Annotated in this window: 19 protein-coding genes and 1 other annotated feature; all 19 genes read right to left on the bottom strand. The window is 30.6% G+C overall.

Translation table 11 applies throughout. From position 1 onward, the window contains the following. Window positions 1–47: 47 nt before the first annotated feature. Window positions 48–1,277, bottom strand: coding sequence for a peptidase U32 family protein (locus KM800_RS05005; protein ID WP_217812080.1), 1,230 nt, complete (start codon window positions 1,275–1,277; stop codon window positions 48–50). Between the two features lies 1 nt (window position 1,278). Further along, the gene (locus KM800_RS05000; protein WP_217812079.1) at window positions 1,279–1,929 is read right to left on the bottom strand and encodes an O-methyltransferase; all 651 of its coding nucleotides are present in this window, start codon (window positions 1,927–1,929) and stop codon (window positions 1,279–1,281) included. 37 nt (window positions 1,930–1,966) lie between these two features. After that, on the bottom strand, window positions 1,967–3,790 hold the full coding sequence (gene typA, locus KM800_RS04995; protein ID WP_217812078.1) for a translational GTPase TypA: 1,824 nt from the start codon (window positions 3,788–3,790) through the stop codon (window positions 1,967–1,969). Window positions 3,791–3,960: 170 nt separating this feature from the next. Beyond that, a complete protein-coding gene (locus KM800_RS04990; RefSeq protein WP_217812077.1) occupies window positions 3,961–4,314 on the bottom strand; it encodes a YlbF family regulator in 354 nt (117 codons plus the stop codon). A gap of 30 nt (window positions 4,315–4,344) precedes the next feature. After that, entirely contained in the window at window positions 4,345–6,012 is a 1,668-nt protein-coding gene (locus KM800_RS04985; RefSeq protein WP_217812076.1) for a ribonuclease J, read from the bottom strand. A 21-nt stretch (window positions 6,013–6,033) separates the two neighbouring features. After that, window positions 6,034–6,498, bottom strand: a complete 465-nt coding sequence (locus KM800_RS04980; protein ID WP_217812075.1) for a Fur family transcriptional regulator — start codon at window positions 6,496–6,498, stop codon at window positions 6,034–6,036. Between the two features lie 193 nt (window positions 6,499–6,691). Continuing rightward, complete coding sequence (locus KM800_RS04975; protein WP_217812074.1) at window positions 6,692–6,958, bottom strand: DUF1292 domain-containing protein; 267 nt, start codon at window positions 6,956–6,958, stop codon at window positions 6,692–6,694. Between the two features lie 53 nt (window positions 6,959–7,011). Next, window positions 7,012–7,419, bottom strand: a complete 408-nt coding sequence (gene ruvX, locus KM800_RS04970; RefSeq protein WP_217812073.1) for a Holliday junction resolvase RuvX — start codon at window positions 7,417–7,419, stop codon at window positions 7,012–7,014. A gap of 146 nt (window positions 7,420–7,565) precedes the next feature. After that, window positions 7,566–7,817, bottom strand: a complete 252-nt coding sequence (locus KM800_RS04965; protein WP_217812072.1) for an IreB family regulatory phosphoprotein — start codon at window positions 7,815–7,817, stop codon at window positions 7,566–7,568. 62 nt (window positions 7,818–7,879) lie between these two features. Then, complete coding sequence (gene alaS / locus KM800_RS04960) at window positions 7,880–10,519, bottom strand: alanine--tRNA ligase (protein ID WP_217812071.1); 2,640 nt, start codon at window positions 10,517–10,519, stop codon at window positions 7,880–7,882. A 57-nt stretch (window positions 10,520–10,576) separates the two neighbouring features. Next, window positions 10,577–10,760: a binding site (T-box leader), on the bottom strand. 51 nt (window positions 10,761–10,811) lie between these two features. After that, on the bottom strand, window positions 10,812–11,855 hold the full coding sequence (locus tag KM800_RS04955) for an AI-2E family transporter (RefSeq protein WP_217812070.1): 1,044 nt from the start codon (window positions 11,853–11,855) through the stop codon (window positions 10,812–10,814). Window positions 11,856–11,867: 12 nt separating this feature from the next. Then, on the bottom strand, window positions 11,868–12,314 hold the full coding sequence (locus KM800_RS04950; RefSeq protein WP_217812069.1) for a PRC-barrel domain-containing protein: 447 nt from the start codon (window positions 12,312–12,314) through the stop codon (window positions 11,868–11,870). A gap of 110 nt (window positions 12,315–12,424) precedes the next feature. Beyond that, a complete protein-coding gene (locus KM800_RS04945; RefSeq protein WP_217812068.1) occupies window positions 12,425–12,868 on the bottom strand; it encodes an RrF2 family transcriptional regulator in 444 nt (147 codons plus the stop codon). 101 nt (window positions 12,869–12,969) lie between these two features. After that, complete coding sequence (locus KM800_RS04940; protein WP_217812067.1) at window positions 12,970–14,250, bottom strand: replication-associated recombination protein A; 1,281 nt, start codon at window positions 14,248–14,250, stop codon at window positions 12,970–12,972. An 85-nt stretch (window positions 14,251–14,335) separates the two neighbouring features. Next, window positions 14,336–15,100 (bottom strand): histidinol phosphate phosphatase, encoded by a 765-nt coding sequence (locus tag KM800_RS04935; RefSeq protein WP_217812125.1) that lies wholly within the window; start codon window positions 15,098–15,100, stop codon window positions 14,336–14,338. Window positions 15,101–15,197: 97 nt separating this feature from the next. Then, window positions 15,198–15,878 carry a phosphatase PAP2 family protein gene (locus KM800_RS04930; RefSeq protein ID WP_217812066.1) on the bottom strand — a complete coding sequence of 227 codons (681 nt, stop codon included), beginning with the start codon at window positions 15,876–15,878 and terminating at the stop codon, window positions 15,198–15,200. Window positions 15,879–16,026: 148 nt separating this feature from the next. Continuing rightward, window positions 16,027–16,359 (bottom strand): phosphoribosyl-ATP diphosphatase, encoded by a 333-nt coding sequence (gene hisE, locus KM800_RS04925; protein ID WP_217812065.1) that lies wholly within the window; start codon window positions 16,357–16,359, stop codon window positions 16,027–16,029. 15 nt (window positions 16,360–16,374) lie between these two features. Continuing rightward, a complete protein-coding gene (gene hisI / locus KM800_RS04920; RefSeq protein WP_217812064.1) occupies window positions 16,375–16,719 on the bottom strand; it encodes a phosphoribosyl-AMP cyclohydrolase in 345 nt (114 codons plus the stop codon). Window positions 16,720–16,730: 11 nt separating this feature from the next. Next, a complete protein-coding gene (gene hisF, locus KM800_RS04915; protein WP_217812063.1) occupies window positions 16,731–17,492 on the bottom strand; it encodes an imidazole glycerol phosphate synthase subunit HisF in 762 nt (253 codons plus the stop codon). Between the last annotated feature and the right edge of the window lie 15 nt (window positions 17,493–17,507).

The following is a 17,507-nucleotide window of genomic DNA, read 5'->3' as shown; positions in this document are numbered from 1 at the left end:
CTAGACTAATTTCTGTCCAAAATGAGGCATTTTATTCAAGTAAATAACTATTTATTTTTTTCTTTAACTTTTATAACCATATCTTCTGGTTCTAAATCATTGTCAGACTTAATTGTAAACATCATTTGAGCTCTAGGTGCTGAATTTATTTTTTGACCACTGTCATCCTTCATATCATTTAAATATATATAAAAGTTATCTCCTCTAGGACTTAATATTTCAACCTTGTCTCCATCATATACTTTATTTCTCTGTTCTATAGCTGCAATTCTACTTTTTCTATCATATTCTTTGACTATACCAACTATATCATAATCTCTTATATATGAAGACGTTTCATATATCTGAGCATCCGGTTTTCCAAAATAAAATCCTGTAGAATACACTCTATGACTTACTTTCATTAGATTATCCAGCCATTTTTGTTGAAAAACATAATTTTGGGGATTACTAAAATATGTATCTATAGCCTGCCTATAGGACTTTACTACTGCAGCTACATAATATGAACTTTTCATTCGTCCTTCTATTTTGAAAGAATCAATACCGGAATTCATAAGTTCTGGAATATGTTCTATCATACATAAATCCTTTGAATTTAATATATATGCACCTTTGTCATCTTCAAATACCGGAAAATATTCTCCTGGTCTCTTTTCCTCCATTAGATAATACTTATATCTGCAGGGCTGAGCACATGCTCCTCTATTGGCATCCCTTCCGGTCATATAGTTTGATATAACACATCTACCTGAGTACGACATGCACATGGATCCATGTACAAAAGCCTCTATCTCACAATCCTCTGGCAAATTTGATTTCATGAATTGAATATCATCAAATGATAACTCTCGAGCTGCAACAATCCTCTTTATTCCCTGTTGGTACCAAAATTGAGCAGACTTCCAATTTACATTATTAGCTTGAGTACTTAAATGAAGTTCCATATCCGGTATAACTTCACTGGCAGTCATTATTATTCCAGGATCAGATACAATTAAGGCATCTACTTTCATTTCTTGTAGTTTTTTTAGATAATCTGGAAGCCCTATGAAATCCTTATTATGTGGAAATACATTTACAGTTACATAAACTCTTCTATTTCTACAATGTGCATATTCGACTCCGTCTTTAAGTTGTTCATCTGTAAAATTATCTGCAAATGCCCTTAAATTTAACTTACTTCCCCCAAGATAAACTGCATCAGCTCCAAAATTTATAGCAGTTTTTAATTTTTCGATATTCCCTGCTGGAGCCAAAAGTTCAGGTTTTTTCATATCAATCTCTCCTAACTGTAATGGAAATTCCATCACCCATTGGTATAACAGAGGTTATAAATTTTTTATTGTCACATACCATTTCTAAATATTTTCTCATTCTTTTAACTATAGTTATCTTTCTTCTGACAACTAATTTATCAGATGCTACCATTCCTCTAAATAGTGCATTATCTGAGACTATTATTCCACTATCTTCAAGAAGTCTTAGACAATGCGGTAAAAAATGATTGTAATGTCCTTTTCCTGCATCTATGAATATAATATCATATTTGTCTCTCAAATTTGAAAGAACCTCGAGACAGTCACCCTCTATTAGATTTATGTTTTTTTGGAAGCCATACTTTTCTATATTATGCTTAGCTATACTTAGCATATCAGCATTTCTCTCAATAGTAGTAATGTTACTATTATTTTTAGAGCTTAAACTCATAAGTATAGAAGAATATCCTATAGCAGTTCCAAGTTCAAGTATCTTTTTAGGCTTCTTTATGTTTATCAATAAGTCCAAAAAATTTCCAATTTCTTTTTGTACTATAGGTACAGAGTTCTCTTTAGCATAATCCTCTAGTTCTTTCAATATACCTGAACTTTCTCCAGTTAAAGATTTTATATAATTGTCTATATATTCAAGACTAACACCACTACTCATTTTTTCCTCCAAATAACTATTTTTGAGCAATTATATACTATTTTCTTCTCATGGCCTTTTTTCTTAAATCAGCGTTCAGTATTTTCTTTCTCAATCTTATATTTTTAGGGGTAATTTCAACCAATTCATCAGATGATATAAATTCCAGTGAATTTTCCAGACTCATTGGTGTAACTGGCACCAATTTAAGTGAATCATCAGCTCCTGAAGATCTAGTATTTGAAAGATGCTTTTTCTTACATATATTTACATCTATATCATCAGCTCTTGAACATTCTCCAACTATCATACCTTGATAAACATCGACTCCGGCTCCAATAAAAAGTATTCCTCTTTCCTGGGCATTAAACAGTCCATAAGTTATGGAAACACCTGCTTCAAATGCTACAAGAGAACCTTTAGTTCTCTCAGGTATATCACCTTTATATTGCTCATAACCATCAAGTACATGATTCATTATTCCATTTCCCTTTGTATCAGTCATGAATTCACTTCTAAATCCTATAAGTCCCCTTGCAGGTATTCTGAATTCCAATCTTGTATATCCATTAACTGCTGAAGTCATATTCACCATATCAGCTTTTCTAGGTCCAAGCTTTTCCATAACAGTTCCCATGAACTCTTCTGGAACATCTATAGTAAGATACTCAATAGGTTCAAGTTTTTTTCCACTTTCTTCTTTGTATATAACTGTTGGTTTTGAAACCTGAAGTTCATATCCTTCTCTTCTCATAGTTTCTATTAGTACTGAAAGATGAAGTTCTCCTCTTCCACTTACTTTAAAACAGTCTGCCGAATCAGTTTCTTCAACTCTAAGAGATACATTTGTCTCTAATTCCTTAAATAGTCTGTCTCTTAAATGTCTTGATGTTACAAATTCACCATCCTGACCTGCAAAAGGTGAATCATTAGCCATAAAATACATACTAAGAGTAGGCTCATCTATTGCTACAAATGGAAGTGCCTCAGGTTCTGCTACATCTGCTATAGTTTCTCCTATATTTATATCTGGAATTCCTGAAATAGCCACTATATCTCCAAGTTTTGCTTCATCTGTTTCTTCTTTTTTAAGTCCGTTGTATTGGAATAAATTCGATACTCTTACATTTTCTATTTTGTTGTCTCTTCTTATAAGTGCTACCTGTTGATTCTTCTTTATTGATCCTCTCTTTATTTTACCGACACCAATTCTACCTACATACTCATTGTGATCTATAGTAGTGATTAGCATTTGAAGCGGCATGTCAAGGTATCCCTCCGGTGCTGAAACATTTTTAACTATAGTTTCAAATAATGGATCCATATTTGTAGATTCATCATCCATTTCCAATTTTGCAAATCCAGCTTTAGCTGAACAATATACTACAGGAAAATCAAGTTGTTCATCATTAGCACCAAGTTCTACAAATAAATCAAATATTTCATCCAATACTTCATTTGGTCTTGCATTAGGCTTATCTATCTTATTTATAACAACTATTGGATTCAAGTGTAATTCAAGTGCCTTCTTCAAAACAAACTTTGTCTGAGGCATAGGTCCTTCATAAGCATCTACTAATAGAAGTACACTATCTACCATTTCAAGAACACGTTCTACTTCTCCACCAAAATCAGCGTGTCCAGGTGTGTCTACAATATTTATCTTAATTCCGTTGTGCATAACGGAAGTATTCTTTGAAAGTATAGTTATACCTCTTTCTTTTTCAAGGGCATTTGAGTCCATAACTCTCTCTTGAACTTTTTCATTATCTCTAAATACATGACTTTGTTTAAGCAATGCATCTACCAATGTGGTTTTACCGTGATCTACATGGGCAATTATTGCCACATTTCTTATATCGTTTCTTGTAAATAAATTCATTATTATTCCTCCAATTTTACACTTAAACTAATCAAATGTATTAAAATCATACTAAACATTCAAAAAAATTGGATACTTTTAGTATCCAATTAAAGTTAACATATCTATTTTAATATCATAGTCTAAAAAAGTCAACTTACATAGAATTAATTTAAATATTTTGCTTAAAATTATTTTTTAGATCCTCCAAATGAAAAATCTATACCTATAGCATCATTTAATATTTTTAATATTTCCTGCCACATAACAGTAAACTTTTGTTCTAACTGTATATATTGACTTACGGATTCATTATTTGATATTCTTGCTCCTATATCATTGAATTTCTTCATGGTTTCGTCTGATACCTTTCCAGCTTTCATTTGCTCTGAATAAGCATTCATCTGTATATTTCTAAAATCATCTAGTACCTTTTTATTTAGCTCATTGCCCTCTATATTCTTGTTGGCTTCTCTTAAATCAACAACTTCTTTTGAATTTTTCAATTCTTCTGCCAGTTCATTTGCCTTATCATATATACTCATAATAAAATATCCTTTCTACAACAAGCATTGTCATATTTCCATAATTATAGGAAGAATCATAGGTTTTCTCTTTGTTCTCTCATATAAAAATGATCTTAGAACTTCCTTAACATTAGATTTTATGTTTGCCCATTCAGTTATGTGCTTTTCTTCACATTCTTTAAGCACACCACGAACAAGCTCTTTTGCTTCTTCCATAAGATCTTCTGATTCCCTTACGTATACAAAACCTCTTGAAATTATATCAGGTCCTGCAATAACGCTTGCACTTCCCTTATCAATTGTAACAACTACAGTAAGTATCCCATCTTGAGATAGATGTCTTCTATCTCTAAGTACTATATTGCCTACGTCCCCAACTCCAAGTCCATCCACAAATACTTGACCTGAAATTACAGTACCAGCTCTTTTTATAGAATTCCTTGTTAATTCTATAACATCACCATTGTCTCCTATAATAACATGATTAGCTGGAAGTCCAAGCTTCATAGCTAAATCAGCATGCTGCTTCAAATGTCTGTATTCTCCATGAACAGGCATAAAAAATCTAGGTTTTACCAGAGTATGAATTAACTTTAATTCTTCCTGACAAGCATGACCTGAGACATGAACATCTGCTAATGCTTCATATATTACTTCTGCACCTTTTTTAAATAGCTGATTTATTACCTTAGATATTAATTTTTCATTTCCAGGTATAGCACTTGCTGAAATTATTATTCTGTCACCTGGAATTATATTTACTTTTTTATGCTCTGATGCAGCCATTCTTGATAACGCAGACATAGGCTCTCCCTGACTACCTGTAGTTATTATAACTAATTTATTGTTAGGGTACTTATTTATGTTATCAATATTTATAAGTGTATTCTTATTTATATTAATATATCCAAGTTTCATAGCTACATCCATTATATTTTCCATACTTCTTCCAGATATAGCAACTTTTCTACTATATTTTTCTGCTGCAGTTATTATTTGCTGTATTCTATGAATATTTGAAGCAAATGTAGCTACAATTATTCTATTTTTTGCAGTTGCAAAGAACTTTTGAAATGTCTCTCCAACTGTCCTTTCAGACATGGTATATCCAGGTCTTTCAACATTTGTACTATCTGCGAGCATAAGAAGAACACCCTTCTTGCCTAGCTCGGCAAATCTTGCTAAATCAATCAAGCTTCCATCAATAGGCGTGTAATCTATTTTAAAATCTCCTGTATGAAGTATTACTCCAAGAGGTGTGTGTATAGCTATTGCGGTTGAATCAGCTATACTGTGACTTGTTCTTATAAACTCTACTGACATATTCTGAAGTCTTATAATATCTTTCGGTTTAACACAATTAAGTTTAACTTTACTAAGGATTCTATGTTCCTTTAATTTAGTTTCTACTATACCGAGAGTTAATTTTGTACCATATACTGGTACATTTATTTCCTTAAGTACATATGGAAGTGCTCCTATATGATCTTCATGTCCATGAGTTAAAAATATACCTCTCACTCTCTCAATGTTTTTCTTAAGATAAGTAATGTCCGGTATAACCAAATCCACCCCCAACATTTCATCATCTGGAAACTTTAATCCACAATCTATAACTATTATATCGTCTTTATATTCTATAGCCGTCATATTTTTGCCTATCTCACCTAGACCGCCTAGTGGAATAACTTTCACTTTATCTCTTTCTTTACGCAAAAAAATCCTCCTTTCTTTATGCTACACTTTCTTAGATTTTTTTAAACATTCACTACATACTCCGTAAAACTTTAGACTATGATTTAAAATTTTAAAATTATAGTTTTTTTCTATTTGTGATTCCAAATCCTCCAAAAGATGATCTGGAACCTCTATTATCTTTGAGCATTTAGTACATATAAGGTGGTGATGATGGTGAATTTCCTTTTCATGGACTATTTCATATCTACTGCATCCATCATCTAAATCAAGTTTGCATATTACTCCGATATCTTCTAATAACTGTACTGTTCTATATACTGTTGCCAATCCTATTTCCGGGCAATCTTTCTTTACCAAATCATATATTTCTTCTGTTGTAAGATGTTTGCCTTCATTTCTTATTATCATATCAACAATAGCTCGTCTTTGCGGTGTAAGCTTATATCCCTTTTCTTTTAAACTATTCTTTAATTTTTCTATTTCTCCAGACGAAAGCTTTGACATTATAATACCTCATTTCAATTAAAATTTTTTAAATAGCTCATAATATTATATTTAACATTACTCAAAACTCTATTTATATTTTAGTGTAATACTATAAAAAGTAATAGTCAATTGAAAATCAATTAATATCAAAATTAAAAGCTATGATATCATAGCTTTTAATTTTGATATTAATTAAATAAGTATTTAATAATTAATTTGGCATATCATCTTTAAAAAGCATTTCATATTCACTAACTACAGAAGAAAATTCTTCCTCATCTTCTACAGTCAATAATATATCATTTCCATCAATATCTTTGTCTATTCTAAGTGCTATAGCTTCACCAGAGTTTCTATCGTCTTTTGGAACTACAATCACATATTCTCTATCTTCTATATCAAATTTGGTAACCAGCTCAAACTTGCATTTATTTCCTGATTCATCTTCAAGTACTATGTTTTTCAAATCAATTTTCATAATAGAATTCACTCCGATTATAAACTTTCACAGAATATATTAAAAATAGTAGTTTAAATACTATCCAGATATCCTTGTAATATGTATGTAGCAGCCATTTTATCAACTATTTTCTTTCGTTTTTTTCTTGACAAATCTGCTTCAAGCATAGCTCTATTTGCTGCTACCGTTGTCAATCTCTCGTCCCACATCTTTATTGGAAGTTTGATTTTTTCTTCTATGACCTTACAAAATTCAATTACCTTTTTACTCTGCGGTCCAAGTGTTCCATTCATATTTTTAGGTAGACCAGATACAATGGATTCTACATCGTACTTATTACATATATCTTTTAGTTGCTCTATATCAACATCTTCATTTTTTCTTCTTATAGTAGTTATTCCCTGAGCTGTAATCCCAAGTGGATCACATACAGCTACTCCAATAGTTCTGTCTCCTATATCCAATCCCAGTATTCTCATTCTAATCTCCCGTATTTAATTATTTAAAGCTAACTCACCCCATCTTTTTTAGATGGGGGGTACTGATTTCAATTTCACAGATTTACTTCTAGCTTTTACCACAATATGCTTGCCAACTCATACTTGCAGAGAAATATAAAGGCATTCTATTTTATATTCAAATACGTCTTTAATACTTCTTCCAATATCTCATCTCTTTCAAGCTTTCTAACCAATGCCCTTGCGCCATTATAATTAGTTATATATGTGGGATCTCCAGAAATCAAATATCCAACAAGCTGATTTACTGGATTATATCCCTTTTCAATTAGCGAATCATAAACCTCAGTTAATATCTCCTTTGTCAATGCCTTCTTGCTTTCTGAAATATCGAACTGAATAGTATTATCGTCACTCATTTATATCACCCCGCTAATAATTCTATTAATTATATTATAAAACATATTTCATAAAATGTATACTATTTAACTGTGTTTTGTATAATACATAAAGATTTATCTATAGCCTCTTCTAACTTTTCAGGAAGTTTTCCACCAGCTTGAGCCATGTCTGCTCTTCCTCCGCCGCCTCCGCCGCAGATAGCTGCTATTTCTTTTATTATTTTTCCACAGTGAATTCCATCTTTTACTGCAGCCTTGGATGCCATGGCAAGTAATTTAACTTTTCCATCTACATTGCTTCCCAATACTATAACTGATTTTTCATATTTATCTCTTATCTTGTCAGCCAAATCTCTAAGTGCATTCCCATCTACATCATTTAGTATTCCAGTAAATACTTTAATATCCCCTATATTCTTTTCACTATTCAATATGTCATCTTCGGAATTGCCTGCAAGCTTTGATTTCAGTTGTTCTATTTCTGTCTGTCTCTGCTTTTGTTCTTCCATTAAAATATCCAATTTATGAAGTATTTCTTTTTCGGAGCATTTAAATTTATCTACTATATTTTTTAGTATATCACTTTTAGCTTCTATATATTCAAGCGCATATTTTCCTGTAACTGCCTCTATTCTTCTTATTCCAGATGCAACTCCAGATTCAGATATTATTTTAAATAATCCTATTTTTCCAGAATTACTTACATGAGTACCACCGCAGAGTTCACGGCTAAAATCTCCTACAGAAACCACTCTTACTTTTTCTTTATATTTTTCATCAAATAGTGCTATAGCTCCACTTTTCTTTGCTTCATCTAGAGACATAATATCAGTTTTTACATTAGCTGCTTCCATAGCAATTTTATTTACTAATTTCTCTATTTCAATTAATTGTTCATAACTTACAGGTTCAAAATGATTAAAGTCAAATCTTAACCTTTTATCGTCAACATATGATCCTGATTGATGAACGTGAGTCCCTAAAACTTTTCTCAAGGCTTCATCCAAAATATGAGTGGCCGTATGATTCTTTCTTATATAATTTCTTCTAATTTCATCTACGCTTAAACTTACAGTGTCATCAACACTTACTTTTCCATGCATTATCTTAACAAAGTGAAGTATTTTTCCAGCTACATTATTTTTACAATTTAATACTTCAGCTTTAAATTTATCATTATATATTACTCCAGTATCTCCTACCTGACCTCCCATTTCAGCATAAAAAGGAGTAACCTCTGTAACTATTACACCGCTATCCCCCTGAGACAACTCCGATACCACTTCTTCATTTTTTACAATAATTTTAACTTTTGAATCCAACTCTAATTTTGTATACCCATCAAATTTTGTATCAATATCAAGAGGAATTTTATTCAATATAGTATCTTCAGACCCCATATAATTGGTTTCTTCTCTAGCTGATCTAGCCCTTTGCCTTTGCTTCTGCATTTCTTCTTCAAAATCTGCCAATTCTATTCCTATATTATTTTTTTCCAATATTTCCTCTGTAAGTTCTATAGGGAATCCATATGTATCATATAATTTAAATGCTTTTTTTCCAGAAAGATTCTTTTCTTTTTTATCTTCAATGTCCTTCATGTAAGAATCAAGTATGGACATACCACTGTCTATAGTTTCATCAAATCTTTCTTCCTCAAGTTTTATTATCTTTTTTATATAACTACTTTTTTCTTTTAATTCAGGATAATTTTCAAATGAATTATTTATAACCACATCAGTCAATTCATATAAAAAAGATCCTTCTATACCAAGAGATTTTCCATGAACTGCAGCTCTTCTTAAAAGTCTTCTTAGAACATATCCTCTTCCTTCATTTGATGGCAATATTTCATCGCTTATCATGAAAGTGATACTCCTTATATGGTCTGTTATAACTCTTAATGATATATCAAAATTTTTATCCACTCCATATTGTTTCTTTGAAATTTTACATATTGCCTTTAATATATTCTGTATAGTATCCACTTCAAAAATACTGTCTTTTCCCTGCATTACCGTTGCTATTCTTTCCAATCCCATGCCTGTATCTATATTTGGATTTGGAAGTTTATTATAATTTCCATCATCATCTTTATCAAATTGTGTAAATACCAAATTCCACAATTCAACAACCTTGTCTTCGTCTCCAGCCTTAACAAATTCTTCAGCACTATTTATGTTCATTTCAACTTTATCAAAATGGATTTCTGAACATGGTCCACATGGACCTGACCCATGTTCCCAAAAATTATCTTCCTTGCCTAGTCTAAAAATTCTAGATGGATCAATATCTGTATTTTTAGTCCATATATCATATGCTTCATCATCATCCAAGTATATAGTAACATATAGTCTATTTTTAGGTAATTTCATAACTTCTGTTATAAATTCCCAGGCCCAGGGTATAACTTCATTTTTAAAATAGTCTCCAAAAGAAAAATTTCCGAGCATTTCAAAAAACGTACCATGTCTTGAAGTTTTTCCTACATTTTCTATATCACCAGTTCTTATACACTTCTGACAGGTTGTAACTCTCTTCCTCGGAGGTACTTGAAGCCCTGTAAAATATGGTTTAAGAGGTGCCATTCCTGCATTTATCAAAAGCAAGCTTTTATCCTGCTTAGGAACTAAAGAAAAACTTGGCAATATTAAATGTCCTTTGCTTTCAAAAAAGCTTAAATACATTTCTCTAATTTTATTTAATCCTAACTTTTCCATATATATCTCCCTCTTTTATATTAAGTATCCACGGCAAAATAAAAAAGCCTACATCCCTAAAGGGACGAAAGCCATTCCGTGGTACCACCCTAATTACATAAACATAAAACTTAAAAACTGTCTATGTCACTCTCATTAAAAAACTCATAGATAGCTTCAGCAAATTCATTAAGAAGTTTTCACCTTCCACTTCCTCTCTATATATACAAATATGCCTACTAATTCCAATCATCGTTCAAATATTCATTTACTATAAAATTATAAATAAAATAAAGTTTAATGTCAATAAATTTTAGAATATATAATAGTTTAAATCCTTATATATTACCTTTATTGCAGCCCCCAAAGGAACTGCAGCTACCATTCCAATAAATCCAGCGATCTTCCCACCCAAGAGAAGCAATATAATTACTGTAAGTGGATGCATGCTTATACTATCTCCAGTTATTTTTGGACACAATATATTTCCTTCCAACTGTTGAAGTACATAAAGACATATTATAACTTCAACTGCAGTCTTCGGTGAATTTGTAAATGCCAAGAAAATTGCAGGAATGGCTCCGAATATAGGACCAAAATAAGGAATTATATTAAAAAATGCATTTATTAAAGACAATATAAATGGAAAATCTACTTTCAGCAGTATTAATATAATAAATGTAACTATCCCAACAAACAAACTTAAAATCAACTGACTCAATATGTATCTTCCAAGTATTTTATCTACATGACATCCTATTTTTACTATTGAACTTCTACTTTTTACGGGGAATAGACTTAACAAACTATGCTTTATATGTTTTCCATCAGCCAAAAAATAATACACAATTATTGGAACTATTATCAAATATAATAGACTTCCACTTAAATTTACAGCAGTATCACAAATTTTAACAGATAATTTTTGTATAACAGTGTTTAATTTATCGTATAAATTACTGCTAATTATATAAAAGGTAGTATCATTGTTCTTAGCAGGTTTTAACTTGATATATATAGCATCTATTAGATTTTGTATGCTATTCAATGCATTTCGTATATTTAAATTATCTTTCATAAAATATGGTATTATTACAAATAAACTTCCTGCAACTACAAATATAATTCCACCTATGAGTATTAAACCTGATATTGATTTGTTTATACCTATATCTATTAATTTTTTTTGAAATGGTTTTAATGTATATGCTACTAAGAAGGATATTATTATTAAATAACTTATTTCCTTTAATATTGGATTGTGTATAAAAAATATAGCAGCTGCAATTAATATAAAAAATATCAAACTGTATTTTATTATATATTTTTTTGATATATCTTTTCCATTAATTTTCATATTTATTTCCCTTCATATTCTATGAATTCTTCTATATAAAATATTTTTTTCACCTAAGATCAAATCTTTTGCTGGTAATATTCTTTTACCATGAGCAATATCATAAAAAAATCCTCTTGATATAATAAATGCTCTTATGCGAAATGTTCCTTTATAGAATACTATATCCTCAAGTCTTCCTAGAGTATTTCCTGCGTTGTCCACAACATCTATATTCCTTATATCATTAAACTTTAATACATCCCCTTGTTTTGATTTTATAGCTATAATTACTGGATTCAAGCTCATTATATCCTCTACATACACATTTATATCCTTTTTCAAAATGCTATTTGAAATTACGTTAAATCCTTTTACCAGCTTAAAATTAAAATCTATAATCAAGTCTCCTACAAACCCAAGATTCTTGCCATTTAAATTCATAACCTCTGTAAAAATGAAATTTCTTATCCTGTACAAATTGGCACCTCTTTATCAATTCACAATTGATTACTACACTTATTGTGCCCAGGGAGCAAAAAAATATAACTTCAATAAATTTACTGAAGTTATATTATATGTGAGTATACTTATTTAACTATTTTGTTCTTCTTGTTCATGCTATTATAGTCATCTACAATATCCTGCAATGTAGTGGATTCCATAACTTTGTCTATACTATCTTTAATTTTAGACCATAGAAGTCTAGTGGCACAACATTCGATATTATTGCAGGAATTTCCATCAGTATCATCTATACACTCAGATATTTCTATAGGTCCCTCAAGAACTTTCATTATATCTCCTACTTTTATATCCTTTGGATGCCTATTTAAGATATAGCCTCCCTGTGCTCCTCTTATACTTTTAATCAGCTTTGCTTTTCTAAGGGGAGAAAACAATTGTTCCAAATAATATTCTGATATATCCTGTCTTTCTGAAATACTTTTTATAGATAATGGTTCATCGCTGTAATGAATAGCAAGATCCACCATAGCCTTTACTCCATATCTTCCCTTTGTGGATAGTTTCAATTAACCACTTCCTTTGACACTCAACTTCTATTATTATCTAATTATTATGGTATCAAATCCGAGTAAAATTGTCAACAATAATGAAAACATATTCAAGAATTTTAAACATTGTTTTTATGATTTCCTTTTATTCGTTTCATATAATTATCTGCAGCTGTTTCCATTTTATTTTTCCCTGGCATATAATAAATTGCATTTTTTTTATTATCCGGGAGATACTGCTGATCTATATAATTATTTTCATACATATGAGGATATTTATAATTTAAACCTCTACCCAACTTTTTTGAACCAGTATAGTGACCATCTCTTAAATGAGAAGGTACTTCTCCCAATTTTCCATTTTCTATATCAGAAATAGCTGCATCTATAGCTTTTACAGCAGAATTTGATTTAGGACTTGTGGCTAAAAGAATAACAGCTTGAGAAATTGGGATTCTAGCTTCTGGAAGTCCAATATAAAGTGAACTTTGGACTAGTGAATAGACTATACTTGCAGCCTGTGGATATGCAAGTCCTATATCTTCTGAGGCTATTACAAGAAGTCTTCTGCAAATTTCTCTTAAATGTCCTCCTTTTATCAAAACAGCAGTATAATATATAGCTGCATCAGCATCACTTCCCCTTATGCTCTTTTGAAATGCACTTATACTGTCATAATAATAATCTCCACTTTTATCAGAGTTAAAGCCTTTTTCCTGAATCAATTCCTCAATATCCTGTACAGTTAGATGAATCTTATTTTGTAAATTGTCATTTTTAAAATATAAAGCCAATTCAAAAAAGTTAATTGCCTTTCTAACATCACCACTGGACATTCCAGCTATGCATTTAAGTACATCATCCTCCAAAACTATACCTATATTATCCTCCAATTTTATAACTTTCACTGCTCTTTCCAGTGCACGTACTATCTCTTTCTCTTCAGGAGGCTTGAATTCAAATACTATAGATCTGCTAAGTATAGCACTATAAATACAGTGATATGGATTTTCAGCAGTGCTTGCAATTAATGTTATCCTTCCATCTTCAATATATTCCAAAAGAGACTGCTGCTGTTTTCTATTAAAGTTTTGTATTTCATCTAGATACAATACTACTCCCTTATATCCTATAAATGTATCTAAACTTTTAACTATTTTCTGAATATCAGATACAGATGCATTAGTAGCATTTAACTTATACAACTTCTTATCTATAGAATTTGCAACTATATTTGCAGTAGTAGTCTTACCTGTGCCTGGCGGTCCGTAAAAAACCATATTCATAATTTTGTTGTTTTTGATCATATTGTATAGAGGTTTGCCTTTTCCAAGTATATGTTTCTGCCCTATTACGTCCCCTATGTTTTTAGGTCTTAACCTTTCTGCTAATGGCTTCACAACAACACCTTCTTTTTTCTATATAGTTTTTATAAATATCAGTTGAAAATAGGAGCACTGTCAGCACTCCTATTTAAGTATCCAATCAATATTCCATTTTTCTATCCAGAAAATGCACTATTTTTAAATTGCATTTTTCTGCTATATTTAAACCTATATCAAAATTATTTCCTATGGAATCCGGGGTGTGGGCATCTGAACCTAAAGTTATATACTTGCCTCCAAGTTCACTATACCTTTTATAAATGCCAATCAAATTTGAAACTGCAGGTTTTGAATTCAATCTTCTGGTATTTAATTCAATACATTTTCCAGTGCATAGTATGTTTTTAAATATTTCATCAATCATATTAGAAAAATCACTATATTTAAGCTCTGAATTTTCATATTTTGCATATCTGCATATATAATCTATATGGCCAAGACTATCTATAAAGTCAAATTTCTTTACATTTTTCAATATTACCTGCAGATATTTTTCATAAGCAACCTGCTTGATCTTGTCTTTATAAAAATCGCCATAATATAGGTCCATATCATCTACAAGATGTACAGAACCTATTACATAGTCAAAAGGACTGTTATATACTACTTTTCTTGATTGTTCTACACAGTCTTCTTTCATGCCAATTTCTATACCTAATAGTAAATCATCACTTTTAAATTTGGAATAAGCATCAAAATAATCTTTTACATCAAATAAAAATTCTCCTTTTTCAGGATAGTTGATATCCATATGCTCTGTAATTACTAAAGATAAATTATCATTTTCAGCAGTCTTTAAAGCATCTTCTATCTTCATATCGGAATCAGTAGAAAATTTAGTATGTACATGAGTATCGAACACAATATCCACTTCCCTATTTATAATAATATTATATCTATATTTACATACTATATCACTAAAATATGATTGCAACAACATATATAATAGTCATAGATGAAACTTATGCCTGTAATTTATTTTCTATATTAAACCACTCACAAAACTTTCTTATACATAAAAAACTAATTTTCGAAATATATTCTGCAATAAATCTATATATAATTTCTCCTAATATTATAGCTACAACTAAATCCAAAACAACATGTTGTTTTATAAACTGTGTAGCTAAAATTATGAGTACACCTACTATACATATACACAATTTAGCTTTTACATCTTTTTTAATAGACTCCATTGCACCTCTCATAACAACATATGTAGTCAAAACATGAATACTTGGGAATCCATTAAACGGCTTGTCACATTTGTAAGTTATTCTTATAAAATCAGAAATTATATCACCACCATAAACAGATGGTCTTGGAACCATTGTCTGGAAGAAAAAATATATTATATAACATGAAATCATACCTGTAATTATGGAAAAAAACACTTTATAATAAGTACATCTATAATTAATACAAAAATATACTAATGATATGATCATAAATGGATACCATATCCAGTATGGAAGAATAAATACTTTTATGAAAGGTACTTGTACATCAAATCTTGTAGCCAATACATAATAGCCTCTAGATGAATTGTCCAATAAACCATAGGCAATATTTAAAATAGGTATAGCTATCATCATACTCAAATATATTAGATTTTTTTTTAAATTTGGTAATATTTTTTCCATATCTATCTCCTGTCAATTATCTATGTTTATACGAAAAATCAAATTAATTATAACACTATCTCTCTTTATAGAATATTAAATATTTTTTAATATTCATGATAAAAAAACCGAAATGACTAAAATATCATCTCAGTTTCATTATATGAATCTAAATTTTCTCTATACTTTTTCTTTCAGGTTTTTTATTTTTTATTTTTTTTCTTCTTTTTTCAAGTTCTTCTTCTATTTCCTCCAGGCTTATTCCTTGATTTACCATAAGCACTATTACATGATATATCAAATCACATATTTCTGGAACCTCTTCCTCTTTATTTCCATTCTTGCTTGCAATTACAACTTCAGTAGATTCTTCTCCTACCTTTTTTAAAATTTTGTCCAATCCTTTGGTGAAAAGATAGTTAGTATATGAATCCTCTATTGGTTTTTTCTTTCTATCCTCTATTACATTATAAAGTTCTTCAATAACACCTTTTATTTCCATATAATCCTTTCCTTCCTATTCAATAGTTAATTTATTAAAAAAACAACTTCTACTTCCTGTATGGCAGGCTGCTCCAATTTGGTCTACTTTTACTAAAATAGTATCATAATCGCAATCCAATGATATACTCTTTACATATTGAAAATGTCCAGAAGTAGCTCCTTTGTTCCAATATTCCTGTCTTGATCTGCTCCAAAACCATGTAGTACCTGTTTGTATAGTTTTCTTAAGGGATTCTTCATTCATATACGCCAACATTAGTACATGATTATTTTCAAAATCCTGAATTACAGCAGGAAGAAGTCCTCCCTTAAAATCAATTTTCTTTAAAACATCTTCATTACAACTAAATTTCGCCATATTTCCTCCTATCAAAATCTAACCGGAATATCTTTATGGTTTAAATATTCTTTTACCTGACCTATACTGAGTTCACCATAGTGAAATAATGAAGCTGCCAGTGCCGCATCTGCACCAGTGTCTTTAAAGACATCGTAAAAATCCTTTAATGAACCGCAGCCTCCCGAGGCAATTACAGGTATATTGACTAAATTGGAAATAGCATCTGTTACTGGTATGTCATACCCTGCTTTTGTTCCATCTGCATCCATACTAGTCAATAGTATTTCTCCCGCACCAAGTTTTTCAACTTTTTTTGCCCATTCAAGTGCATCCAATCCAGTGTCAATTCTTCCACCATTTATAACTACATTCCACCCACTATTATCCTTTCTCATTCTAGCATCAATAGCTACTACAACACATTGACTTCCAAATCTATCTGCTGCTCTCGTTATAAGTCCAGGATCTCTTATAGCTGCAGAGTTTACTGATATTTTGTCTGCACCTGCTCTTAAAATATTTTTAAAATCATCCAAATTTCTTATGCCACCACCTACTGTAAGTGGTATAAATACCTGTTCTGCAGTTCTTCTTACTACATCTATAACTGTTTTTCTTTTTTCATTAGTAGCTGTTATATCAAGGAATACTATTTCATCTGCTCCTTGTTCATTATAGGCTTTAGCTATTTCAACAGGATCTCCTACATCCTTTAAATCTACAAAATTTATTCCCTTTACTACTCTTCCCATATTTACATCCAAACAAGGTATTATTCTCTTTGTAAGCAAATTGATGCCTCCTTT

This window comes from Clostridium tyrobutyricum (assembly GCF_019144085.1).
GTDB classification, from domain to species: domain Bacteria; phylum Bacillota; class Clostridia; order Clostridiales; family Clostridiaceae; genus Clostridium_B; species Clostridium_B tyrobutyricum_A.
The sequence above is the reverse complement of the archived record's forward strand: the minus strand, read 5'-3'. Positions and strand labels throughout refer to the sequence as shown.

What these genes read in the sequence shown, in the direction of transcription:
- hisI (WP_217812064.1), bottom strand. Translation starts at nt 16,719, where the DNA reads ATGGCGAAATTTAGTTGTAATGAAGATGTTTTAAAGAAAATTGATTTT.
- KM800_RS05000 (WP_217812079.1), bottom strand. Translation starts at nt 1,929, where the DNA reads ATGAGTAGTGGTGTTAGTCTTGAATATATAGACAATTATATAAAATCT.
- hisE (WP_217812065.1), bottom strand. Translation starts at nt 16,359, where the DNA reads ATGGAAATAAAAGGTGTTATTGAAGAACTTTATAATGTAATAGAGGAT.
- KM800_RS04980 (WP_217812075.1), bottom strand. Translation starts at nt 6,498, where the DNA reads ATGTCAAAGCTTTCGTCTGGAGAAATAGAAAAATTAAAGAATAGTTTA.
- KM800_RS04955 (WP_217812070.1), bottom strand. Translation starts at nt 11,855, where the DNA reads ATGAAAATTAATGGAAAAGATATATCAAAAAAATATATAATAAAATAC.
- alaS (WP_217812071.1), bottom strand. Translation starts at nt 10,519, where the DNA reads ATGGAAAAGTTAGGATTAAATAAAATTAGAGAAATGTATTTAAGCTTT.
- typA (WP_217812078.1), bottom strand. Translation starts at nt 3,790, where the DNA reads ATGAATTTATTTACAAGAAACGATATAAGAAATGTGGCAATAATTGCC.
- KM800_RS04990 (WP_217812077.1), bottom strand. Translation starts at nt 4,314, where the DNA reads ATGAGTATATATGATAAGGCAAATGAACTGGCAGAAGAATTGAAAAAT.
- KM800_RS04930 (WP_217812066.1), bottom strand. Translation starts at nt 15,878, where the DNA reads ATGGAAAAAATATTACCAAATTTAAAAAAAAATCTAATATATTTGAGT.
- KM800_RS05005 (WP_217812080.1), bottom strand. Translation starts at nt 1,277, where the DNA reads ATGAAAAAACCTGAACTTTTGGCTCCAGCAGGGAATATCGAAAAATTA.
- ruvX (WP_217812073.1), bottom strand. Translation starts at nt 7,419, where the DNA reads ATGAGAATACTGGGATTGGATATAGGAGACAGAACTATTGGAGTAGCT.
- KM800_RS04975 (WP_217812074.1), bottom strand. Translation starts at nt 6,958, where the DNA reads ATGAAAATTGATTTGAAAAACATAGTACTTGAAGATGAATCAGGAAAT.
- KM800_RS04965 (WP_217812072.1), bottom strand. Translation starts at nt 7,817, where the DNA reads ATGAGTGACGATAATACTATTCAGTTCGATATTTCAGAAAGCAAGAAG.